Below are 22,637 nucleotides of genomic sequence, written 5' to 3'. Positions count from 1 at the left end.
TCCACCAAATTCCAGCCCCGCGAATCCCCTGCCCTCACAGCAAGAAACCGTTCGTCTGGTGCCGGCACCATACAAAACGAAGCCCCTGCAGGAATGCAGGGGCTTTGTTGTTTCTGGGGTTGGTTATTCCACCCCATATGAAAAGCCCCCGGCAGCGATCGCTGTCGGGGGCTTTTCTCCAATCCTACGCAGCCTCAACCGAAAGCAAAATCCGGCGCCCAAGCTGCTGCAATGCACGCTCGACATTCTCAATCTTGGAGTGATGCAAGAAATCGACTAACCGATCTACCTGGGGTCGTTGCACCCCCAACCGACGTGCAAGTTCAGCCTTGCTGACTCCAGACTCCAAAAGCGTATTCCAGAGTCCAACCTTCGCAGCAGTCAGTGCAGGCAAACGCAACACCGCGTCACTTTCCTGCTCTCCCACATCACCTGTCGGAATCAACCGGCGATCATCAACGTAGATCGACAATGCCGTTTCCATAGCATCAATAGCGCCGTCGAGCGCTTCTTCGAGGGTGTCGCCAGCGGCGTGCATCTCTGGAATTTCTGCGCAGGACAACCAGACACTGCTCGGCTCCTCGTGGACTTCCAACGCATATTCGAACATCACGTTTCCTCTCATGGGGTACAGTTGGGCCTCAATCCTTGAGGCCCAGCTGTTTGATTATCGATTTTCTCAACCCTTCGCCCATCTCCTTGGCTCCGTGGTCGGGAAAGACAGTTGATCTGCCATTCAAGGAGACCTTGAAATGGCTGCCCTTGCCGGTTTGAAACTCAACGCCTTGGGCTTTCAACCATCGCCGAAACTCGCTGTACTTCATGTGCATCACTCGCTGTTTCGGTAGAGCGAATGTGCAACATATTTGTTACGCATGCAACATAAATGTTGCACCGCACATCTGGAACACCGCTAGCCTCCGCCACCACCTGGCCACGATTGCGCTCCCCCCTCCCCCACGCTACCGTCAATCCCGTCGCTGCCAATTCAGCGACCGGGCCTGATAACCCGCGTAAGATACAGGCGCACCAGCGCCCCAACCCACGTTTGCCGGCGTTTTTTTGTGCCTGCATTTCCGTGCAATGGCGGCTGTGCGTGGGAGACCTTCGGGTCTGCCGGGTTCCTGTATCTCCGGTTTATCAGCCTGCGCATAGCTGCCACCCCATTCGCCTGATAACGAATTGGCAGCCCTCATTTGATACAGGGAGTTTCACAAATGATTAGCATCGATCCATCCAAAGTCTGCCCTTTCCACCTCCCAACAAACGGTAGGTGAAGCCATGACCAATCCCCACGATCTGAAAACCCTCGGCCTCACCCATTTCTCCTTCCAGTCCAACCACGCACTCTTCCGCACCAACTCCGGCGTCCCGGTCGCCACCGCCCTCTCCCACGCCTCGCATCTGCTGCACATTTCCAAACTGCTCACGTCAGATACTTCTGCCGCCAACGACCCGGAACTCCACGCCTGCGCCTCGCAATATTTGCAGGAGTTGAGCAAGGCGCTGGTCGATGACGCGGTCAAAGTGTTGAGTCCAGATCCATAAATAGTCGCCCATAAAAAAGCCCTCGCATCGCTGCAAGGGCTTTGTGTTAACGCATCAATCAGTGCCCGGCGCTCTGCCCGCCATCCACGTGCAGAATCTCGCCAGTCACAAAGTTCGCGTTATCGAGATACACCACCGCCTGCGCAATGTCGTCGATCTCGCCCATGTGCCCAACCGGGTGCAGCGCGCCCAGTGCCTCATGGGTTTCCTCGCCGTGCATCGGCGTTTTGATGATGCCCGGCGATACCGCGTTCACCCGGATTCCGCGTTTGGCGTATTCGATGGCCAGGGATTTGGTGGCGGCGTTGAGGCCGCCCTTGGTCAGCGAAGCGAGGACCGAGGGCACGCCGTCTACCGCGTGGTCGGTCAGGCTGGTGGTGATGTTGACCACGTGGCCCTTGCCCTGTTTTTCCATCTCGGCGATGGCCAGTTGAGTGATGTAGAAGAAGCCGTTGAGGTTGACCGACAACACCGCCGCGTAGTCTTCCGGGGTGTAGGCGGTGAACGGTTTGGCGACGAAGATGCCGGCGTTGTTGACCAGGGTGTCGATGCGGCCGAAGCGGGCCACGCCTTCGCTGATCACGCGTTGAGCGGTGGCCGGGTCGCCAATGTCGCCGGCGATGGTCAGGATTTGCGGGTCGTTCGACGGTTTGATCGAGCGCGAGGTGGCGACGATGTTGTAGCCCAGTTCGCGGAAGGCCTTGACCATGCCTTCGCCCAGACCTTGGGAGGCGCCAGTGATAACGACGGTTTTTTTCGAGTTGCTCATGATGAAATCCTCAATCAATAAGTAAGTGTTGAATCAGGCCGCAGCCAGTTTTTTCAGCATTTGTTCGTAGTACTCGACCGATTGCGAACCGGACACCAGGTGCTTGCCGTTCAGGATCAGCGCGGGCACCGAGTTGATCCCGTGCTGCCGGTAGAACGCCTGCAGTTGCCGCACTTCGCTGGCGAATTCATCGTTGGCCAGCACCTTGCGGGCCCTCGCGGCATCCAGCCCGGCTTCGGTCGCCAGACGGATCAGCGTCGGGTGATCGTTGGGGTTGGCGCCGTCGCGGAAGTAAGCGCGCAGCAGGATCTTTTTCAGCGCGATCTGCCGCCCTTCCTGCGCCGCCCACATCAGCAAGCGATGGGCGTCGAAGGTGTTGTGAAAGTGCGTGCGTTTCTCCAGATCGAACTCGAAACCGATGGCCTTGCCGCGTTCGATCTGCATCTTCTTGCCGGCGGCGACGTCTTCGGCGGTACGGCCGTATTTGCGCATCAGGTGCTGCACCGCTGGTTCACCTTCGGCGGGCATGTCCGGGTTGAGTTCGAAGGGCTTGTAGGTCAGCTCCACCGAAATCTCGCCGGCCAGATTGCCGATCGCCTGCTCCAGCGCTGTCGCCCCGAGTGCGCACCAGGGGCACACCACGTCGGAAACGAAATCGATGGTCACGGTCGGGGTCATGACTGGCCCCGCTCCGCCAGCTGTCGGCGGTATTCGGTGGTGGTGATGCCGGCGTAACCCCAGTTATCGGTGTCGACTTCTTCGATCACGATGTGGGTCAGGTCCGGGCGTTTGTTGAGGACGCGTTCCAGGGTTTCAGTGATTTCGGCGATCACCTGAGCTTTCTGCTCACGGGTGACGCCGTCGCGGGTGATGCGTACGCTGACAAATGGCATGACGACTACTCCAGTGACCTGCCCTCGGGATGATGGTCAGGTGTTGGAGCTCAATGTAGGCGCGTGCCGGGAGGGGAAAAAGTAGGGGTGGGGTACTTCATTTGTGAGGTGGTGTAATGAGTTACCTGTAACAACTACACCAGAATTTGAGCAAACGAACGCATTCGCTCAGCTTGATTTAATGGCTTTTTCTGCATCTTCTTGAGCCTTCAGCAGCTCATCAATCGAATCAAAATACTGGCTAAGGAGTAGTGCTTCCCTCATGGCGCGGGCGGTCTTCTGCGAAGGTCTTCGCACATGTTCGGGTTTTCGTTGAACCTCCATCGCATTTACCTTTTTCCAGACAATGCATCCTATTAGAGACGCTCTCTCAGGCTGCCGATATCAGCTCATTCGCAGTAATCTCTGGGACCTATCCAAAAAAATTGCGGGCAAAAGCCCCCATTCGTGTCAGTTGTTTCCCTTTGAAAATCCCCGCCGACGCACCCAAACCGTGCACTTTTTTTGACCCCAATCACCCCCACGTCACCAAAAACCCCGATCCTGTGTCAGCCTCCAGCCATCGGCGGAGACATCGATTCGCTACTAATTGCGCGACAACTATGCTCAGGTACAGGAATATAGCCGGCAAATGGCGCCGTTCAGGCTGTCACGTACACAACAATACCCAGCCCACTTCAGAGGGCATTACCCATGGATAGCAGAACCTTACGCAACCTCATGCGCATCGTGCAGACCGGCTCGTTGTCGGCCGCAGCCGAGCATTCGTGCCTGACTGTGCAGGCCTTGGCCGCACAGCTGAACAAGGTCGAAGAGCAGTTCGGTTTCCGCTTGTTTAGACGATCCAACAAGGGGCTGACGCTGACGCCGCAAGGCACAGAGCTGACGCCTTATATGGACAGAGTGCTGATTGCCACGCGGCAGATGGAAGAGAAAGTCGAAGCCTTGAAGGTGCCGGGACAGCGCACGTTGAAAGTGGCGTTGAACACCACGCTGGCGCCGGACTTCAACCGGCGATTGATCGGGCGCCTGATCGAGGTGTTTCCCGATTACCAGATGGAATTCAGCTACGCCGAGTCGATGGAAAACCTCAGCAAGCTGAAGAACGAGGACTTTGACCTTGCGGTGCTGATCGGTCCGCAGCGTCCGGGTCTGCCGAGCATTGTCCTGCCGGAAGTGCAGGTGCAGGTGGTCGGCGCGCACTGCGGTCAGGAGAACGATCCGCTGACGTTGCTTGGTAACAAGTTTCAGGTGCGTCCCGCAGAAGATTGTCCGTATTCCCACAGCTTTTTGCGTTTTCTCGACGCCGGGCTGGGCAATCACGAGAACAGTCAGCGGACGATCTACTCCTGCAGCGAAACGCTGACCCTGTCACTCATCACGCAGATGGACGCCGTCGGCATGGTCTCCCGCGAGGCGGCGCAGAAAAATGGCCTGACGATTTTCCCCGGGTTCGAGGATTTCCTCGAAGTGCGCCTGGCGGTGAACAACCCGGATCTGTCCGGCCAGGCGTTGAACGACGTGGTCGATCTGCCGCTACATGAACGAGCCGAGCGCAATGTACGCAGCCGTCCCAACCGCCACACTGAGAAAGAGGTTTTTGCTGAAATACGCACATAACAGCGTCGGAATCGCGGCATAAAATTCCGGGCGATCGAGCTGTATGTGCTGATCCTTGATCAACAAGGGTGTCAGGCTGATCGCAGCGACGATCGCCACCGGCAGGTATTCCAGCGCGCGGGCGACGAAGGGCGGCCAGTGCTCGGTGTTGACCTGCAACGGCAGGGCCCGTGGCAGAAAGGTCACCGCCATCATCAGCGCGACCACCAGAATCAGGAACGTTTGGTCAGGCATACACCCACTCCGCAGCCCACAAACGTGGCGATGAAAACGTTGAATGGCGAGTTGCCCACCAGGCTCAGTGCGCCCATGCAGACCACTGCGGCCATAGCGGCGATGAGTTTATTGCGGGTGTTGCACAGTGAGACCAGCACGTAGAGCATCATCGCGGTCAGCGCATAGTCGAGCTGGTATTTGATCAGATGCGAGGCGTACTGCGCGCACAGGGCGCCCAGCAATCCGCCGATCACCCACGAGGTGTGGCAGAACAGGTTGAAGCCAATCAGATAACGGACGTTCACCGGCGCCCCGGTGCCCAGTTTGACGCTGTGGAAGGCGAACGATTCATCGGTCAGGCCGCCGGCGTAACACCAGCGTTCCATGCGACTCAGGCCCAGCGCCCGCAGGGCTTTCGCCATGTAGACCGACATCAGCATGTGCCGCGCGTTGATCAGAAACGTGGTCAGCACGATGGTGGTCAGCGACGCCCCACTGCTGATCAGCGCCAGCGCCGCAAATTGCGAAGCCCCGGCATACACGAACAGACACATCGCCACCGGCAGCCACAACGGCAGCCCGGCGTTGACGGCCATCAGCCCGAACACGAACGACACGGTGAAGTAACCGGCCACCACCGGGCTGGCTTCGGCAAAGGTGCGCGACGGCTGACGGTCGACCATCAGCGGCGCACTGCCGGATGTTTCATTCATAGATCCCTCTCAAATGTCCGCTCGCCGTGAGGTTCGCAAAAACCCTGGGCCGTCCAGAAACGCTTGCCCGCGAGGTTAGCATCATCGACGAACAGGAACATCCGCAGTACACCCACCCGTTTCATGTCGGCCGACGCCGCTTCCACCAGCCGCTGGCCGACACCCTGGCTGCGATAACGCAGGCTGACCGCCAGATGGTTGATCGTGCCACGACTGCCGAGCATGCCGCCCAGCACCGCGCCGACGATCTCGCCTTCAACATCGAAAGCAAGATACGCCGTGGTGGTTTTCTGGATCAGCACGCCGCGCAGGCATTTGGCATCCTGCCATTCACAGAACGACACCTCGTCGAACTGGCGGAAGAAGCGCTCCATGCGCTGCGCGTCCTTGGCCGTCGCACGCCGCAGCACCACCGGCGTCGAGCACTCGACGCCGTCGATTGGGGTGATCTGATTAGCGAACAATGTCGAAAGCGGTCCCGGGCCGCGAGAAGGAAATCGCCAGGATCTGCCGGTACGCCATGGCGTGGGAGTGAGTGTTGCGTGCCGGTGTCACGTAGTGACGCATGTCGCGGTCGAGGAAGTAGGTGGTGTCGAGGATTTCCTGGTAAGTGGTCGACGCCAGTTGCTGCTCGTGGATGTCGTACAAACGACTCTCCGCACCCTCGACATTGTTGCGGCCCCAGAAGTGCACACCGCTGAACGGATAACCGTCGCAGTGAATCCCTTCCGGAGTGATTTCCAGTTGTTTGCCGGGTTTGATCTCGATACGGATCTGATGGATCTGGCACTGCCAGATTTCATCGTGCAGCTCTTCCGGCAACACGCTTTTGTACACTTCGAAATCGGTGTCGATCAGGCTGCGCATCACTGGCGAGCTGATGACTTCGTCCGAGAAGTCCTGAAAGTGCCGCACCACGCCGCCCACATAGCTGTTGTTGGCCTTGGACTGTACGTACGCGCGATGTTCCAGTTGCTTGAGTTCGCGAGTCTTGGGGTTGTATTCAAAGTCGCTGTAACGACGGTAACGCATGCCGGCTTCGGCCTGACCGTAGTAACTGTCAGGCTCCATGTTTTCCCAACTTTTGGTCAGTCTGACGAAGTCGGCGAAATGACCGTAGAGATTGAAGTCAGCACCCTGCACATTGGCGTACTTGTCGCGCCGTAGCGATTCGCCCACTTCTCTGGTTAAAACGATCATTACCAAATTCTCCGCTGCATTGAGCGGCCTAATCTATTAGGTGGAGAATTTGCGTCCATGAGAAAGAATTTCAGGCATTTAAAGCCCTGTTTGAAACGCGATTTGAAACGGCTTGAAAGTGCATTTCAAATGACAAAAACACGGGTTTTTATGCTGTTTTCGCGAAAAACGTCAAAAAAAAACCCCGAACCAGTCGGGGTTTTTCTGACGCGTTTCGCGGGTCAACCGATTATCAGAAGATGTTGATCGGGTAGTCCACGAACACACGCAGTTCGTTGCCGCTGACGTTGTAGTCGCTGGATTTCTGCGAAACACGCAGGATCGAGCTACGCAGCTTGATGCTCAGGTCTTTGGCCGGGCCACTTTGCACGACGTACTTGAACTGGTTGAAGATCTCGCGCTCGGTTCCGCCTTCGCTGGTGGACGTGGTGATGTTGTCGCCACGCACGTACGCGAAGTTGTAGCTCAGACCCGGTACGCCGAATGCGCTGAAGTCCAGGCCGTAGCCCAACTGCCAGCTGCGCTCGTCTTCAGCGTTGAAGTCGGACCAGTAGGAGTTGGCCAGGTAGATGGTGTTGCCACCGTCACCCACGCGACCCTGACCTTTCTGGTAACCGCCGTAGGCGTAACCCAGGTTGCTGTCGCCGGTGGAGCGCTGGTGCGCCACGGTAAACGAGTGCGGGCCGGTGGCGAAGGTCGCTGCCAGGCTCCAGATCTTGTTGTCGTCGCCGGTCACACCGTTTTCGCGGACGTAGGAGTTGTCCAGCTTGGTGCGGTAACCGTTGAAGTCCAGGGTCAGGGACTGGTCCTTGTCAATCGGGAACACGTAGTTAGCGTTCACGTACTGTTTTTTCAGCACGTCTTCGACGTCGGAAGCGTACAGCGCTGCCTTGAACTGTTCGGTGAACTGGTAGCTACCGCCCAACACGTTGATCGACTTCAGACCACCGCTGTCACGGCCTTCAGCGCTCTTGCGCGATTCGGCGGTGAAACGACCGGCATCCAGTTGCAGACCTTTGATCTCTTTGGAAGTGATCATGGTACCGGTGTAGCTTTCCGGCAGCAGACGCACGTTGTCGTAGCTCAGCACCGGCAGGGCCGGCATCTGGTCGCCGTAGGTCAGTACAGTGTTGGAGATACGGAATTTGACGGCTGCACCGCCCTTCGAGAGGTCGTCAGCCGCGTTGCCGCTGTCACCCTGTTTGAAGAAGTCGATACCACCGGCACCGCTGCGGCCCTTGCCGCCGTCCAGACGCAGCGCGTACAGACCGAAGGCATCCACACCGACACCGACGGTGCCTTGAGTGAAACCGGACGAGAACGTACCGATGGCCGCTTGGCCCCATTCGGCTTTGTCCTGGTTGCCATCTTTGTAGTCACGATTGATGTAGGCATTGCGCAGCAGCACTTTGAGGCTGCTGTCTTCTACAAAACCCTTGGACTCGGCCTGGTCGTTAGCCATGGCCGAAGTGACACTCAACATCCCCAGTGCGATCAAACTGATTCGCTTGTTCAACATTTTGTTTTCCTTATTACGGGTTGAAACGCGCTGTGTCGAACGGCTGAAACGGCGCTTATTGCACTCTTTTATTCACCCCGAAACAAAAAGACCCGCTCAAGACAATGTCATGGCGGGCCTGCTCCTGATTTTGAGTCATGGCGGTTAGCCACAGGCGTTGGGCCGAATCGTAGCCGCGCCCTCAACAATGTGTCAATTTCAAGAATCGTCTTTAAATAGGCGAAAAACGTCTAAAAAAAGTAAATTTTGCGACGGGTTCGTGCGCGGAATTGCCCGCAATCAGGGATTTTGATGCCGGATTACGCGCAACTACCGAGTCCACAGACCGGCAGGGTTTCAGTCCCTGGCACAGACGTAAACGACTCGCTCAACCATTGGGCGAAGGCTTCTGGTTTGCCGAGCCAAGGGCCGATATCCACCAAGGTGAACTGACCATCCTGCTCCAGCGCAAAGGTCGGAAAACCTTGGCCACCGAGTTTCGCCAATAAGGCGCGGCTGCTCTTTATATGTTGCAGAGTGTCGACTGATTGCAGTGCGTTCAAGAAAGTATCGGCGTCGTAGCCCTGCTCCACGGCAAATTCCAACAGCACGCTTTGGTCTGCAATTCGACGCCCTTCGACGTAGTGCGCCGTCTGCAAACGCCCTAGCAGTCCCAGGCCACGACCGTCGATTTTTTGCGCTGCCATCACAGCGGCAATCGGCGGTGCCGAATCAAACACCGCCGTATGGTCGCGCAACAAGCCTTCGAAATAGGCTTCGCCAAACGGCTGACCGGTGTATTCGGCAATGCGGCGATCATGGGGCATTACGTAATTGCGCAGTTGCGGCGAAACGCTCTGGCGGTTGGCACCGGTCATCATGCCGCCGGCGTGGGCGATCACCGGCAGCACTTGCTGTGCAGCTTGCACCAGTGGTTTGGCGCCATAGCACCAGCCGCACAACGGGTCGTAAATGTAGTGAAGGGTCATCGAAATGCTCCGGCTGGAAGGTGGGGAAATGATGTCGGCACATTAGTCCCTCGGTCGTTGCGAAAAAACGCCGGAATGGCTTTCAGTGTGTTTCGGCAATCGGTCAAATCGGGACCGGCAGCCGCCACTTCCAGATCAGGCAGACAACCTGGTGGGCATTGGCACCTACAGCTTCTGATATCGCGCCCATAAAAAAGCGCTGCCATCCGGGCAGCGCTTTTTACAATCCCTGTCTGTTCTTCTTATCCTTCCAACACATCCCAGAGTGCTTCCAGTTCGGCCTCGCTGAACAGGCCAGCGGGGTAACGCTCGATCATCATCCGGCGCGGATCAGGTTCCCTGATCTGACGCGTTCCATTGGACTTCAACCAGTGCGCGACAATCTGGAGCGACTCACTATTTACAGCCATGGGATGCATCGTCCGCTCGCTGATTACGTTCACTTCGGCGTTCATTTCAGCGCTCTCTCCCCGTTCATGAGCGGCTACGTTATCCAAGGTTTATGACAGAACTGTTGAAGTTCTCCCCCCCTCCCTAGTGCGTCATGAGCGATACAAGAGCTATGCCAATGTCTGGAAACTGCCGACAGGCGGATATAAAGAAACCCGCAGTCCTGACGGGCTGCGGGTTTCTCTTCATACGAGGGCAACAAATGACTGCCCGGTCGTTTTTTCAATCAACTCAAGCTGTTACATCCGCACTCACTCTTTGTGCGGCGCGGGTTGCTGTTGGGTAAGGCAGTGAATATTGCCGCCCCCCAGTAACAGTTCGCGACCCGGCACCATCACCACTTCGTGTTGCGGGAACAGGTTCTGCAGGATCTCTCGCGCCGGGGCGTCCATCGGGTCGTCGAAGCTTGGCGCGATGATGCCACCGTTGACGATCAGGAAGTTCACGTAGGAACCGGCCAGGCGCACGCTCGGGTTGCGCTCCTGAGTGCCGTCCACCGGGTCCACGCCAGCGCATTCTTCTTCGGTGGCAAACAGCGGCCCCGGAATCGGCATCTTGTGCACCGTGAACGGGCGGCCCTTGGCGTCAGTGCTGCTTTCCAGCACTTTCATCGCGGCCTGGCAACGCGGGTAGTTCGGATCCTGCGGATCGTCAGTCCAGGCCAGCAGCACTTCGCCCGGACGCACGTAGCAGCAGAAGTTATCCACATGGCCGTCGGTTTCGTCGTTGAACAGGCCGTCCGGCAGCCAGATGATCTTGTCCACCGACAGGTTTTCGCTGAGTACCGCTTCGATTTCTTCGCGGCCCAGGTGCGGGTTGCGATTGCGGTTGAGCAAGCATTCTTCGGTGGTGATCAGAGTGCCTTCGCCGTCGACGTGAATCGAGCCGCCTTCGAGCACAAAGCCTTCGGTGCGGTAGCGCGGGCTGCGCTCGATTTCGAGGATCTTGCCGCCGACCTGGGAATCACGGTTCCACGGCGAATACAGGCCGCCATCAAAACCGCCCCAGGCGTTGAAATCCCAATTCACACCGCGCACTTCGCCGCTGTTGTTGATCACGAACGTCGGGCCGCTATCGCGAACCCAGGCGTCATCGCTGGACATTTCGACCACGCGGATATTCGGCACGTCGAGACGAGCACGGGCGTTTTCGTATTGGCCGGCGGAGACCGCCACGGTCACCGGTTCGAAACGCGCGATGGCCTTGGCCACAGCGGCGTGCGCGGCCTGCGCCGGTTTGCCGCCCAGACGCCAGTTGTCCGGACGCTCGGGCCAGATCATCCAGATCTGGGTTTGCGGTGCCCATTCGGCCGGCATGTAGAAGCCATCGGCGCGTGGTGTGCTTTTCAATGTGGTCATGTCGATCAGGACTCCAGGGAACCGTCGAGGTTGTTCAACGCGCCGTACAGGGTTGGACGACGGACTATGGCGACTTTATAAACGATAAATATCGGCTTTAGAAGCCATAAAGAAAAAACAATCCCAATTTAACCGGGCAAATACCGATACAAATCGGTATTTGCCCGGTTGCGGATCGCTTTAAAGCCCTTCTTCCAACACCTTCGCCAGCATGTCGACGAAGAAATCCACGCTCCGACGCGAGGTGACCATCGGCGGTTTGATCTTCAGGACGTTCAGGTAATCGCCGGTCGGCTGCATGAAAATCCCCAGCTCTCGCAGGCGGTCACACAACAGCGTGGTTTCCTCGGTCGCCGGCTCCAGCGTTGCCCGATCGCGGATCAGCTCGACCCCCAGATAGAACCCGGAACCGTGCACCGCGCCGACCAACGGATATTGATCGATCAGCGCTTCCAGCCGGGCCTTGAAGTGGGCGCCGACCACCTGGGCGTTTTCCCAGAGCTTTTCTTCTTCCATGACATCGAGCACCGCCATGCCGATCTGGCAGCTCACCGGACTGCCGCCGGCGGACGAGAAGAAATAGCCCTCGGCTTCCAGCGCTTCGGCGATTTCCCGGCGGGTGATCACCGCGCCCAGCGGCTGGCCGTTGCCCATGCCTTTGGCCATGGTGATGATGTCCGGCACCACGCCTTGCTCTTCGAAGCCCCAGAAGAAGTGGCCCATGCGCCCGTAACCGACCTGCACCTCATCGGCGATGCAAACGCCGCCACGGGCACGCACCATTTCATAGACTTTTTTCAGGTAACCCGGCGGCAGTGAGATCCCGCCCGCATTGCCGTAGACCGGCTCGCAGATAAACCCGGCCAGCTGGCGTTTCTGCTCATCGAGCTTCGCCAGATGTTGCTCGACGCTGCGCACGTAATCCGGTGCCGAATCCGCGCCGCGAAATTCGCCGCGATAGGTGTTGGGAGCGGTCACCGCGTGGACCCAGTCCGGGCGACTGCTCAGGGCTTTCGGGTTATCGGCAATCGAGGTCGAGACCGCGTCCGCGCCGACCGTCCAGCCGTGATAGGCCTCCAGCACGCTGATCATGTCGCGCCCACCGCTGGCGGCCCATGCCAGGCGAATCGCCAGGTCATTGGCCTCGCTGCCGCTGTTGACCAGGAACACCCGATCCATGCCCTCCGGCGCCAGTTTCAGCAAGCGTTCGGAAAACTCGGCGACCGCCGCATAGTTGAACCGCGAGTTGGTATTGAGCAGCGACCACTGTCGGCTCGCCACCGCCGCCATGCGCGGGTGACCGTGGCCGAGCACCGCGACGTTATTGAGCATGTCGAGGTAGGAACGGCCCTGCATGTCAATCAGGTGATTGCGCCAACCGCGCTCGATACGCGGCGGGTCGACGTAATAGTGCTTCTGGGTGCGGGCGAAACTGGCGTCACGGCGCGCCAGCAGGGTTGCGGCGTCCAGTTCGGGCTCAGCGTCGCAGGCCAGGCCCAGCAGTGCGGCCGGCGAGGGGGACAACGCCTGCCACGCCGCCGCACGGCTCGGCGTGCAGAACAGCGGCGCTTCAAGCTGTGCGCCGCGAATCAATTGCACGATCAACGGACCGTCCACCGAACCCAGCACCTGGCCTTTGACCAGCGCTGCGCCGCCGTGCAACGAAGCTTTCACGCCCAGCAAGCGCAGGCTCAGTTGCGGGCCGTCGAGTCGCAGCGCGCCGTCAGCCGACAGGTGCAGTACGCCAGCAAACGGCGCTTCCACCGCCGAACCTTTCGGCACATGCAATTCGACGTGCAGCGGGAACGTCTCTGGCTCATCGGCGCTGTCAGGCCGGGTGCGCGACAACCGGTATTGCCCGTATCGACTGGCCGCCAGACCGTGGATGGCAGCAGCCTCGCTCAACAGGCGCTGATCGATGCCTGGCTGCTCCCAGTTGCCCGCCTCGAAGTGTGCGCTCAACACCCCCAGATCGATCAACGCGAATTCGCGCCCGACCAGGCCGGGCAACAACGGCGCAAAGCCTTCACTGTCGATGTCCGGCAATGTCTGGCCGACCGCCGTGAGAATCGCCGCCTCCATCAATGCCAGCGGCACCGAGGTGGCGACCCGGAAAATCTCCCATTCGTGGGTCAGGTTGTCGCGGCTGTAGGTATTGCCCGGATCGATGCTGACCTGTTGCTCGCCACTGAGCACCAGCACCGCCGCGCGCGCCACGATCAGCGGCCACAGCGCCAGCAATTCTTCGTGTTGCAGCGGATTGACCGCGTGATAGGCCTGCACGGCCGGCAGGATCACGAACGGATCGCCGGCGGCGTGATGCAGCAGCGCGGCACAGGTGACCGACAGATCGGTGATGCGCCAGGTGCGCACCAGATCGCCGAAATCGATGACGCCCTGCAACTGCCAGTGCCGCCGGGCGTCACGCTGCCAGACCACGTTGTCGTCGGTGATGTCCATGTGGATCGCCTGCACCGGCAGCTTTTCCACCAGCGGCTGCAAACGAAGTCTGGCCTGCTCGGCAACCTCGGCGATCAGCGTGCGCTGGCGTTCGTCTTCGATCACCGGCAGCAGGTGCTCGATCAGTGCGCTGGCGTGGCGCGCGTCCCATTGCAACGTGCGCTCGAGCCCCGGATGGTCGAAACCGACGAGGGCCAGATCCATCTCGCCGCAGAGCCGGCCAAAACCGGCGACGACTTCGTGGCCAAGGTGATCGAGGGCCGTCAGGGGTTGTCCGTCGATGTAATCGAGTAGTCGCACATGCACCGATTCTCCACCGACGTCCAGGGTCAGCAGGTCTGCGCCGTTAGTGGCCGCCATCACTCGAGGAACCTTAACGGCACCCTTCTCGGCCAGGTATTTCAGGCCCGCATGCTGGGCTTGCAGCTCAACCAGCGCATAGTCGCCCCGGCAGATCTTCAACACGAACCGACCACGCTCGCTGTCGATCCGGTAATTGAGGTCCTGCTGGCTGCCCAGGGCCTGCAACGTGCCGTTCAAGCCGTAATGCTGCGCCAGCAGATGCCGGGCCTGCTCCACCGAAACCTGCGGGCTGGGCAAACTGGCGCGATGAATCAACGTGGCGAACGACATGGAACGACCCCTGAAATTTTATTAGGCGCCTATATCGCCATTGCTTCGGGCGATAAGCAACCCCCCGACCATCCATCCCCGACACGCTGCGAGACCGGCGGATTTGCAAGCGCCCCCTCGCACCTGTCGACGCTTTGCGCAAGAATGTCGGCCATTCACACCTGCCACTGGAAAATCTACATGAATGTAATCAACACCGACCTGCCTGGTGTCTTGATCATCGAACCCAAGGTATTTGGTGACGAACGCGGGTTCTTTTACGAAAGCTTCAATGCGAAGGCCTTTCAGGACGCGACCGGCCTCGAAACGCAGTTTGTGCAGGACAACCATTCGCGCTCGCAGAAAGGCGTTCTGCGCGGGCTGCATTACCAACTGGAAAACACCCAGGGCAAACTGGTCCGCGTCACCGTCGGCGAAGTCCTCGATGTCGCCGTGGATATCCGTCGCAGCTCGCCGCATTTCGGCAAGTGGGTGGCCGTGCGTCTGTCCGCCGACAACCATCGCCAACTATGGGTTCCGGAAGGTTTCGCCCACGGTTTCGTAGTGCTGAGCGAGTTCGCCGAATTCCTCTACAAGACCACCGACTACTACAACCCGTCTTCCGAGCGCAGCATTCGTTGGGACGACCCGGATCTGGGCATCGACTGGCAGCTGGACGAAGCGCCAAAACTGTCGGCCAAGGATCAGGCAGCCGCATTCCTCAAGGACGCCGACGTCTTTTCCTGAAGTCCTGTGTGATCTTCAGCGCCGCTGCAGACCCGGCCACGGGTGCGCAGACTGCGCCGGCAAGCCTAGGCATAATGCGCCTGTACTCACAGGCGCTCGATGCTCATGACTCCGACCCTCCCCCGCCGCCCCCGCTGGCGCAGTCTCGCCCTGCTGGCTCTGTGCCTGGCACCGCTGCTGTGGCCTCTGGAACATTTGGCCGAGCGCTATTACCGCAGCGAACTGGCCGGCCAGAACCGTCAGACCCTCGACCTCTACGTCGCCAACCTGCTGGGCACGCTGCATCGCTATGAAGTGCTGCCGCAAATCCTCGGTGACCTGCCGGCCCTGCGCGCGGTGCTCGGGGCGCCGGACGACGGCGTGACCCAGGGCAACGCCAACCGCCTGTTGAAAAACATCGCCGCGCAGACCGGCGCCGAAGTCATGTACCTGATGGACACCAACGGTCAGACCCTGGCGGCGTCGAACTGGGACAAACACGACAGCTTCGTCGGACGCAATTTCGCTTTCCGTCCGTATTTCAGCGAGGCCATGGCCGGACGCCTTGGACGCTTCTTCGGTCTCGGTACCACTTCGGCCAAGCGCGGTTATTTCTTTGCGGCGGCGGTGCGTAACGGCGAAAAAATCATCGGCGTGCTGGTGATCAAGGTTGACCTCGACCATACCGAAAGCCTGTGGGGAAAAACCCCGGAACAACTGCTGGTGACCGACCACAATGGTGTAGTCATCCTCACCTCGCGCCCGGAATGGCGTTTCCGCGCAACCCGCACCCTCAGTGATGCCGAACGCGCGGCGATCACCGCGATCCAGCCCTACCCGACCCGCGAGCCACGCCCCCTGAACCTGAGCCCGACCGCGTGGCTGCCGCAGACACAGGAGATCGCGGAAACCGGCTGGAGCGTCAGCATCCTCGCCCCGCGCACGTTGATCGACCGACCGGTGCGCACAGTGGTGGCAATCGGCGGCGCGACCTTGCTGGTGGTGATGCTGTTGCTGGGCCTGATGATGCAGCGTCGTCGTCATTACCTGGAACGGATCGCCTTCGAAGCCAAGGCCCGACGGGAACTCGAAGGCCGGGTTGCCGAGCGCACCAGCGATCTGGAAGGGCTTAACCGGCGCCTGAAGCAAGAGGTACTCGAGCGCGAACAGGCCCAGCAGGAACTGGTGCGGGCCCAGGACGATCTGGTGCAGGCCGGCAAACTGTCGGCGTTGGGCACGATGTCGGCGAGCATCAGCCACGAACTCAACCAGCCGCTGGCGGCGATCCGCAGCTATGCCGAGAACGCCGAAGTGCTGCTCGACCACGAGCGCACCGAAGATGCCCGAGGTAACCTCAAGCTGATCAGCGAGCTGACCGGGCGCATGGCCTCGATCATCGCTCACCTGCGCGCCTTCGCCCGCAGAGATCGCCACGCCCCGGAAAGCGTCGCCCTGCAACCGGCGCTGGACGACGCCCTGGCGTTGCTGGCCAAACGTCGCCGCAGCATGGACGTCGAACTGATCCGCGACCTGCCGGCCGCCACTCTGTGGGTCGAGGCCGGGGAAACCCGTCTGCGCCAAGTACTGGGCAACCTGCTGGCCAACGCCCTCGACGCCCTGACCGAAAAAGGCCCGCCGCGCAAATTGTGGCTGAGTGCCGAATCCACCGACGAAGGCGTCAACCTGTACATTCGCGACAATGGCCCGGGCTTCTGCATGGAAGCACTGGGCCGTGCCAGCGAACCGTTTTACACGACCAAGACCCGCACTCAGGGCCTGGGTCTGGGGTTGGCCATTTGCGAAACCCTGATGCGCGCCTTCGGTGGTGAACTGTCGTTCGCCAACCACAAGCAAGGTGGCGCCTTGATCACCCTGCGGCTGCGCGCCGGCGCGCCCGGGGTCAGCCTGCAACCGTCCGAGGATCGAAGCGCATGACCATCGACAACCGCATCCAGGTGGTGCTGATCGACGACGATCCGCACCTGCGTCAGGCCCTCGGCCAGACCCTGGATCTGGCCGGCCTGAAAATTCTTCCGCTGTCCGAAGCCAAGGGCCTGGCCGCGCAACTGGAGCGAGACTGGCCGGGCGTCGTGGTCAGCGACATCCGCATGCCCGGCATGGATGGCCTGGAACTGCTGAGCGAGCTGCACGCTCAGGATCCGGAACTGCCGGTGCTGCTGATCACCGGCCACGGCGACGTGCCACTGGCCGTGCAGGCCATGCGGGCCGGTGCCTATGATTTTCTGGAAAAACCCTTCGCCAGCGACGCCCTGCTCGACAGCGTGCGCCGCGCCCTGGCCCTGCGGCGTCTGGTACTGGACAACCGCAGCCTGCGCATGGCCCTGAGCGATCGCAACGAGTTGAGCGCGCGGCTGGTCGGTCAATCCGCGCCGATGTTGCGCCTGCGCGAGCAGATCGGCGCACTGGCGGCGACCAAGGCCGATGTCTTGATCCTCGGCGAAACCGGTGCCGGCAAGGAAGTCGTCGCCCGCGCCCTGCATGATCTGTCGAGTCGGCGTAACGGCCCGTTCGTGGCGATCAACGCCGGCGCGCTGGCCGAATCGGTGGTCGAAAGCGAATTGTTCGGCCATGAGCCCGGCGCCTTCACCGGCGCGCAAAAGCGCCGGATCGGCAAGTTCGAATTCGCCAATGGCGGCACGCTGTTCCTCGACGAAATCGAGAGCATGAGCATGGACGTGCAGGTCAAACTGCTGCGCATGTTGCAGGAGCGAGTGGTCGAGCGTCTGGGCGGCAACCAGTTGATCCCGCTGGACATCCGCGTCATCGCCGCCACCAAGGAAGACTTGCGCCAGGCTGCGGACCAGGGGCGCTTCCGCGCCGACCTGTATTACCGCCTGAACGTGGCGCCGCTGCGCATTCCGCCACTGCGCGAACGAGGCGAAGACGCGTTGATGTTGTTCCAGCATTACGCCGACGAGGCCAGCGCCCGCCACGGACTGCCACCTCACGAACTGCAACCGGCACAACGGGCGTTGCTGTTGCGCCATTCATGGCCGGGCAATGTGCGGGAATTGCAAAACGCGGCGGAGCGTTTTGCTCTCGGTCTGGAGCTCGCGCTGGACAACACACAGCCCGATGGCAGCCCCGGCACCACCGTCGAGATCACTGCAGGAGGGCTCAGCGAACAAGTGGAAAACTTCGAGAAATCCCTGATCGCCGCCGAACTGGCCCGCTCTCACAGTTCCGTGCGCAGTCTCGCCGAAGCCCTGGGCATTCCGCGCAAGACCCTGCACGACAAATTGCGCAAGCACGGGCTGAATTTCGCCGGCAGCGGCGGCCATTCGGACGAATCCGAATGAACTTCACTCAATACACCTTTCTGCCGCAAGAGGTTCGGGCATGAAGCACGACAGTCGTTATCTGGAATCCGTCCTTCACCACGACATCCCGCTGACCCGGGACATGGGCCTCAAGGTGCTCGACTGGCACGAGCAGCAATTGCGTCTGCACTTGCCGCTGGACGCCAACGTCAACCACAAGAGCACCATGTTCGGCGGCAGCCTGTATTGCGGCGCGGTGCTGGCCGGTTGGGGCTGGCTGCACCTGCGCTTGAAAGAGGAAGGTATCGAAGACGGTCACATCGTGATTCAGGAAGGGCAGATCAGCTATCCACTGCCGGTGACCGGTGATGCCATTGCGATCTGCCCGTCACCGAGCGCAACGCAGTGGAAGAAATTTCTGACAATGTATCAGCGCTACGGGCGGGCGCGACTGACGCTGCACACGCGGGTCGTCAATGCCGGGAGCAATGAGGATGCAGTGACCTTCAGCGGGCAGTACGTCCTGCACCGCTGAAGACTGAACACGCTTACGAGCGGGCAAGTTCGAGCAGCTTTGCCCGCCATGCTGCTTTCGCCGGCAACGCCAGGAAGAAACTGTTCAACAAAGATTCCCGAGCTGGATAACAGAACGCTGCGCCACTCAGGTCGAGCACTTCACCGCCCGCCCCTTCCAGAACGCCCTGCGCAGCTGCGGTGTCCCACTGCGAAGTCGGCGCCAGACGCGGGTAACAGTCGGCAGCACCTTCGGCCAGCAGGCAGAACTTCAGCGAACTGCCGATGTTGGCCAGCTGCAACTCGCCAAGGCTGGCACTCAATCCGGCCAGCAAGCGTTCCTGCTCCGGGCTCGAATGACGGCGGCTGGCAACCACGGTGAACGCTTCGCCCGGCCCCGGCACATCACGCACCTGAATCGCTACCGGCGAGCCGCCCGTGTCGCCGCGCCAGGCACCGAGTCCCGCGCCGCCAACGTAGAACCGTCCGTTGGTCGGCATCGACACCACACCGAACACCACCCGGCCATTCTCGATCAACGCGATATTGACGGTGAATTCTTCGCTGCCGCTGATGAACTCCTTGGTGCCATCCAGCGGGTCCACCAGCCACCAGCGCTGCCAGCCGGCGCGCACGCTTTGCGGGATATTGGCGTCCTCTTCGGACAGCACCGGAATGCTCGGATCCAGCGCTGTCAGGCCGGCCACGATCACGTGATGCGCGGCCATGTCCGCCGCCGTCACCGGCGAATCATCGGACTTGGCGGTGACGGCCACATCGGCACGCCAGAACGGCAGGATCGCCTCACCGGCCCGCAATGCCAGCTCAACCACCGGCGCCATCAACGGATGGGGAAAATTCATCGGCATCTCACTCATGACTGGAAAAATCCGCGCTGGGTCAGCAGGTCGCGGGTCAGGTACAACGCCGCCAGGGCGCGTCCCTCACTGAAGTTCGGATTCTGCGCCAGCGCCGACAGCTCCCGCAGGTTGACCTTGTCCACACGCATCGGCTCGGGCTCATCGCCTTCGAGGCGTTCTTCGTACAAATCGGTGGCCAGCACCACCTGAATCTTCTGGCTCATGTAACCGGGGGACAACGACAGCTCGGTCAGATGCTCCAGTTGTCGCGCGCCATAACCGGCTTCTTCCTTGAGCTCGCGTTCGGCGGCAGCCAGCACGTCTTCGCCGGGTTCGATCAGGCCTTTGGGCAGCGACAGTTCATATTCGTCGGTGCCACCGCAGTATTCCTCGACCAGCACCGCGTGCTCGGCATCGAGCATCGCTACTATCATCACCGCGCCATAGCCGGCGCCCTTGCCGACCAGTCGCTCGTAGGTACGTTCCACGCCGTTGGAGAAACGCAGCTTCAGCTCTTCGACGCAGAACAGCCGGCTGGTGGCGACGATCTCGCGGGCAAGTACGGTGGGTTTCTGGCGCATGCAAAGCTCCTTGGCGTGAACGCGCTACTATAACGCGGCTTTTCCGATTGTTTGCGTCGGATATCTTTCTACCGTTCGAGACGTTGCCATGCCTTCATTACCGTGGTCCGACATCGATACCGTTCTGCTGGACATGGACGGCACGTTGCTCGACCTGCACTTTGACAACCACTTCTGGCTGGAACACCTGCCGCAGCGCTACGCCGAACTGCATGGTGTGAGCCGGGCCATGGCGGAAATGGAACTGCAGCCGTTGTTTGAGCGCCATGCCGGTCAGTTGCAGTGGTACTGCCTGGACTTCTGGAGCGCGGAACTGAAGCTGTCGGTGCGTGAGTTGAAACTGGAGACCGCCCACCTGATCGCCCTGCGCCCGGACGCCGACACTTTTCTGGGGGCGATCAAACGCGCCGGCAAACGGGTGGTGATGATCACCAACGCCCACCGCGATTCCCTGTCGCTGAAACTCGAACGCATCGAACTGGCGCCGTACTTCGAGCGACTGATCAGTTCCCACGATTACGGTTATCCCAAGGAGAACCCGCAATTCTGGGACGCCTTGCAGGCCGATATCGGTTTTGACCCGGCACGCAGCCTGTTCATCGACGACACCTTGCCGATCCTGCGCAGTGCACGGAATTTCGGCGTGGCGCATCTGTTGGCCGTCAAGGAGCCGGACAGCCGCAAAGGGCCGAAGGACACCGGGGAGTTTGCAGCGGTCGAGGATTATCGCGATTTGATAGCAGGACTCTGAAGACTGCGGGAGCCGCCAAAGGCTGCTCCCGCAGGCGTGTTGTTACTCGGGAATACGCAGCGTCTGCCCCGGATAAATCTTGTCCGGGTGTGACAGCAATGGCTTGTTGGCCTCGAAGATCTTGTTGTACTGGTTGGCGTTGCCATACACCGCCAGGGAAATCGCGCTGAGGGTGTCGCCCTTCTTCACGACCACAAAACGCGCCGCCGCCACAACCGGCCCGGTCACGGTGATCTGGTCGTCGACGCTGCCGACACCGGCAATGTTGCCCACCGCCAGCAGAATCTTCTCTTTCTCTTCCTGGCTCGCCACTTCACCGGTAACGGTCACCTTGTCCCCGTCCACGGTCGCCTGGACATTCGGGTTACCCAACCCGACCTTGCTGATATGTTCCTTCAATTGCTCGCTGGCATTGGCGTTGCCGGGGGTCAACAGGTCGAGCAACTTCTCACCGGCCTCTTTCACAAAGCTCAAAAGACTCATAGCGCACACTCCTTGATTAAAGTTCCAGACGCCCAAGCCTAGACCACGCCGGACAAACCCGGTTGCGGCCCGACCAATGACCCTGCCCCCGCGCAAGCGGTAGAATCGCCCACCCTTGCCAGCGCCCCGGAGCGAAGATGGACATCAAGCAGCTGAAATTCCTCATCGCCCTCGACGAAACCCGCCACTTCGGCCAGGCCGCCGCCCGCTGCCACATCACCCAGCCGACCCTGTCGATGCGCCTGCGCAGCCTCGAAGAAGAACTCGACCTGCCACTGGTCAACCGTGGCCAGCGCTTCGAAGGGTTCACCGCGCCAGGCGAACGGGTACTGGCCTGGGCGCGCACGGTGCTGGCGGCCTACGACGGTTTGCAGGCGGAAGCGGCGGCCTGTCGCGGCAATCTGATCGGCACCCTGCGCCTGGGCGTGGTGCCGTTGTCGAGTTTCGATGCACTGCCGTTGATGCAACGCCTGCACGCACAACATCCGAACCTGCGCTTCGAACTGTCTTCGCTGAGCTCGGAACAGGTTCTGGAGCAACTGGCGAACAACCGCATCGACATTGGCGTGTCTTACCTGGATCGCCTCGACGGCGAGCGGTTTGAATCCCTGGCCTTCAGTGAAACGCAGATGGGCCTGCTCTACGACCAGCGGTTCTTCAGCTTTGGCGAAGCGCCACTGAGCTGGGAATCCCTGATTGAGCTGCCCTTGGGCATGCTCACCAGCGGCATGCATTTTCGCCAATCCATCGACCATAACTTCCACAGCCGTGGCCTGACGCCACAACCGTTGCTGCAAACCGACGCCGTTCACCAATTGTTGCAAGCTGTGCACGGCGGGCTGTGCTGCGCGGTGATGCCATTGGACGGCGGTCTGGAAAACCTCACGGATAACCTGCGCCTGCAACCCATCGAAAACGCCCAGACCCTCGCCCGCCTGGGCCTGATCATGCGTCGAGGAGCCCCGCGCTCGGCACTCGCCGAGGCCTGTTTCGCGCTCTATCAAAAATCACCCACGGACGCTTGATCGACGGCATCTATCGAGGGATCGACACTAGCGATTAGACGCGACATCTTGCCGCGCCTAGTCTTAACGTTGATCAATCCATCGGTGATGC

The 22,637-nt window shown here is 60.3% G+C and carries 26 protein-coding genes; 8 read left to right on the top strand and 18 right to left on the bottom strand.

Going from position 1 to position 22,637, the window contains the following annotated elements; all coding sequences use genetic code 11:
* Positions 1-184: 184 nt before the first annotated feature.
* Together AWU82_RS24915 and AWU82_RS24910 are read right to left on the bottom strand one after the other, a co-directional pair.
* Positions 185-610, bottom strand: a complete 426-nt coding sequence (locus tag AWU82_RS24915) for a type II toxin-antitoxin system HicB family antitoxin (RefSeq protein ID WP_064382776.1) — start codon at positions 608-610, stop codon at positions 185-187.
* Positions 611-641: 31 nt separating this feature from the next.
* The gene (locus AWU82_RS24910) at positions 642-824 is read right to left on the bottom strand and encodes a type II toxin-antitoxin system HicA family toxin (RefSeq protein ID WP_064384144.1); all 183 of its coding nucleotides are present in this window, start codon (positions 822-824) and stop codon (positions 642-644) included.
* A gap of 457 nt (positions 825-1,281) precedes the next feature.
* Between AWU82_RS24910 and AWU82_RS24905 the strand changes: the two genes are divergently transcribed.
* Complete coding sequence (locus AWU82_RS24905; protein ID WP_064382775.1) at positions 1,282-1,548, top strand: DUF3077 domain-containing protein; 267 nt, start codon at positions 1,282-1,284, stop codon at positions 1,546-1,548.
* Positions 1,549-1,606: 58 nt separating this feature from the next.
* Here the strand turns inward: AWU82_RS24905 and AWU82_RS24900 are convergent, their stop codons facing one another.
* The 4 genes from AWU82_RS24900 to AWU82_RS24885 all read right to left on the bottom strand — a co-directional run bounded on the left by AWU82_RS24900 (position 1,607) and on the right by AWU82_RS24885 (position 3,534).
* Entirely contained in the window at positions 1,607-2,317 is a 711-nt protein-coding gene (locus AWU82_RS24900; RefSeq protein WP_064382774.1) for an SDR family NAD(P)-dependent oxidoreductase, read from the bottom strand.
* 33 nt (positions 2,318-2,350) lie between these two features.
* Positions 2,351-2,995: a DsbA family oxidoreductase gene (locus tag AWU82_RS24895; protein WP_064382773.1), complete on the bottom strand. Its 645-nt coding sequence runs from the start codon at positions 2,993-2,995 to the stop codon at positions 2,351-2,353.
* The gene (locus AWU82_RS24890) at positions 2,992-3,210 is read right to left on the bottom strand and encodes a tautomerase family protein (RefSeq protein ID WP_007952610.1); all 219 of its coding nucleotides are present in this window, start codon (positions 3,208-3,210) and stop codon (positions 2,992-2,994) included. The genes AWU82_RS24895 and AWU82_RS24890 overlap by 4 nt, the downstream gene beginning before the upstream one ends.
* A 168-nt stretch (positions 3,211-3,378) precedes the next feature.
* Complete coding sequence (locus AWU82_RS24885; protein ID WP_170928946.1) at positions 3,379-3,534, bottom strand: hypothetical protein; 156 nt, start codon at positions 3,532-3,534, stop codon at positions 3,379-3,381.
* A gap of 369 nt (positions 3,535-3,903) precedes the next feature.
* Here AWU82_RS24885 and AWU82_RS24880 point away from each other — a divergent pair, with 369 nt between their 5' ends.
* Entirely contained in the window at positions 3,904-4,830 is a 927-nt protein-coding gene (locus tag AWU82_RS24880) for a LysR family transcriptional regulator (protein ID WP_011331998.1), read from the top strand.
* Here the strand turns inward: AWU82_RS24880 and AWU82_RS24875 are convergent.
* The 9 genes from AWU82_RS24875 to AWU82_RS24835 all read right to left on the bottom strand — a co-directional run bounded on the left by AWU82_RS24875 (position 4,747) and on the right by AWU82_RS24835 (position 14,347).
* Positions 4,747-5,064, bottom strand: a complete 318-nt coding sequence (locus AWU82_RS24875) for a branched-chain amino acid transport AzlD family protein (RefSeq protein WP_007952614.1) — start codon at positions 5,062-5,064, stop codon at positions 4,747-4,749. The two genes, AWU82_RS24880 and AWU82_RS24875, sit on opposite strands and share 84 nt — an antisense overlap.
* Complete coding sequence (locus tag AWU82_RS24870) at positions 5,043-5,759, bottom strand: AzlC family ABC transporter permease (RefSeq protein ID WP_064382772.1); 717 nt, start codon at positions 5,757-5,759, stop codon at positions 5,043-5,045. Before AWU82_RS24870 ends, AWU82_RS24875 begins: the two co-directional genes overlap by 22 nt.
* Positions 5,756-6,133: a GNAT family N-acetyltransferase gene (locus tag AWU82_RS24865; protein WP_007952618.1), complete on the bottom strand. Its 378-nt coding sequence runs from the start codon at positions 6,131-6,133 to the stop codon at positions 5,756-5,758. The genes AWU82_RS24870 and AWU82_RS24865 overlap by 4 nt, the downstream gene beginning before the upstream one ends.
* A 79-nt stretch (positions 6,134-6,212) precedes the next feature.
* A complete protein-coding gene (locus AWU82_RS24860) occupies positions 6,213-6,959 on the bottom strand; it encodes a 2OG-Fe dioxygenase family protein (RefSeq protein WP_011331995.1) in 747 nt (248 codons plus the stop codon).
* 232 nt (positions 6,960-7,191) lie between these two features.
* The gene (locus AWU82_RS24855) at positions 7,192-8,478 is read right to left on the bottom strand and encodes an OprD family porin (RefSeq protein ID WP_064382771.1); all 1,287 of its coding nucleotides are present in this window, start codon (positions 8,476-8,478) and stop codon (positions 7,192-7,194) included.
* Between the two features lie 299 nt (positions 8,479-8,777).
* On the bottom strand, positions 8,778-9,446 hold the full coding sequence (locus tag AWU82_RS24850) for a DsbA family protein (RefSeq protein ID WP_064382770.1): 669 nt from the start codon (positions 9,444-9,446) through the stop codon (positions 8,778-8,780).
* A gap of 242 nt (positions 9,447-9,688) precedes the next feature.
* Positions 9,689-9,901: a hypothetical protein gene (locus AWU82_RS24845; RefSeq protein WP_064382769.1), complete on the bottom strand. Its 213-nt coding sequence runs from the start codon at positions 9,899-9,901 to the stop codon at positions 9,689-9,691.
* A gap of 246 nt (positions 9,902-10,147) precedes the next feature.
* A complete protein-coding gene (gene aguA / locus AWU82_RS24840; RefSeq protein WP_064382768.1) occupies positions 10,148-11,254 on the bottom strand; it encodes an agmatine deiminase in 1,107 nt (368 codons plus the stop codon).
* 180 nt (positions 11,255-11,434) lie between these two features.
* Positions 11,435-14,347 carry an aminotransferase gene (locus tag AWU82_RS24835; RefSeq protein ID WP_064382767.1) on the bottom strand — a complete coding sequence of 971 codons (2,913 nt, stop codon included), beginning with the start codon at positions 14,345-14,347 and terminating at the stop codon, positions 11,435-11,437.
* A gap of 180 nt (positions 14,348-14,527) precedes the next feature.
* Here AWU82_RS24835 and rfbC point away from each other — a divergent pair, with 180 nt between their 5' ends.
* The 4 genes from rfbC to AWU82_RS24815 all read left to right on the top strand — a co-directional run bounded on the left by rfbC (position 14,528) and on the right by AWU82_RS24815 (position 18,868).
* Positions 14,528-15,073, top strand: a complete 546-nt coding sequence (rfbC, locus tag AWU82_RS24830; protein WP_064382766.1) for a dTDP-4-dehydrorhamnose 3,5-epimerase — start codon at positions 14,528-14,530, stop codon at positions 15,071-15,073.
* A 105-nt stretch (positions 15,074-15,178) separates the two neighbouring features.
* Entirely contained in the window at positions 15,179-16,987 is a 1,809-nt protein-coding gene (locus tag AWU82_RS24825; RefSeq protein WP_064384143.1) for a sensor histidine kinase, read from the top strand.
* A complete protein-coding gene (locus AWU82_RS24820; protein WP_064382765.1) occupies positions 16,984-18,372 on the top strand; it encodes a sigma-54-dependent transcriptional regulator in 1,389 nt (462 codons plus the stop codon). The genes AWU82_RS24825 and AWU82_RS24820 overlap by 4 nt, the downstream gene beginning before the upstream one ends.
* Positions 18,373-18,412: 40 nt before the next feature.
* Complete coding sequence (locus AWU82_RS24815) at positions 18,413-18,868, top strand: YiiD C-terminal domain-containing protein (protein WP_064382764.1); 456 nt, start codon at positions 18,413-18,415, stop codon at positions 18,866-18,868.
* Between the two features lie 13 nt (positions 18,869-18,881).
* Here the strand turns inward: AWU82_RS24815 and cysQ are convergent, their stop codons facing one another.
* Together cysQ and nudE are read right to left on the bottom strand one after the other, a co-directional pair.
* The gene (gene cysQ / locus AWU82_RS24810) at positions 18,882-19,715 is read right to left on the bottom strand and encodes a 3'(2'),5'-bisphosphate nucleotidase CysQ (RefSeq protein ID WP_064382763.1); all 834 of its coding nucleotides are present in this window, start codon (positions 19,713-19,715) and stop codon (positions 18,882-18,884) included.
* A gap of 5 nt (positions 19,716-19,720) precedes the next feature.
* Complete coding sequence (nudE, locus tag AWU82_RS24805) at positions 19,721-20,287, bottom strand: ADP compounds hydrolase NudE (RefSeq protein WP_064382762.1); 567 nt, start codon at positions 20,285-20,287, stop codon at positions 19,721-19,723.
* An 88-nt stretch (positions 20,288-20,375) separates the two neighbouring features.
* On the opposite strand from nudE, the gene yrfG reads away from it, so the two are divergent.
* Positions 20,376-21,038 carry a GMP/IMP nucleotidase gene (gene yrfG, locus AWU82_RS24800; RefSeq protein ID WP_064382761.1) on the top strand — a complete coding sequence of 221 codons (663 nt, stop codon included), beginning with the start codon at positions 20,376-20,378 and terminating at the stop codon, positions 21,036-21,038.
* 42 nt (positions 21,039-21,080) lie between these two features.
* On the opposite strand, the gene lysM is transcribed toward yrfG, so the two are convergent.
* On the bottom strand, positions 21,081-21,521 hold the full coding sequence (lysM, locus tag AWU82_RS24795) for a peptidoglycan-binding protein LysM (protein WP_039764611.1): 441 nt from the start codon (positions 21,519-21,521) through the stop codon (positions 21,081-21,083).
* A 137-nt stretch (positions 21,522-21,658) separates the two neighbouring features.
* Between lysM and AWU82_RS24790 the strand changes: the two genes are divergently transcribed.
* The gene (locus AWU82_RS24790; RefSeq protein WP_064382760.1) at positions 21,659-22,546 is read left to right on the top strand and encodes a LysR family transcriptional regulator; all 888 of its coding nucleotides are present in this window, start codon (positions 21,659-21,661) and stop codon (positions 22,544-22,546) included.
* Positions 22,547-22,637: the final 91 nt, after the last annotated feature.

Source organism: Pseudomonas glycinae, assembly GCF_001594225.2.
Lineage (GTDB): Bacteria > Pseudomonadota > Gammaproteobacteria > Pseudomonadales > Pseudomonadaceae > Aquipseudomonas > Aquipseudomonas glycinae.
The sequence above is the reverse complement of the archived record's forward strand: the minus strand, read 5'-3'. Positions and strand labels throughout refer to the sequence as shown.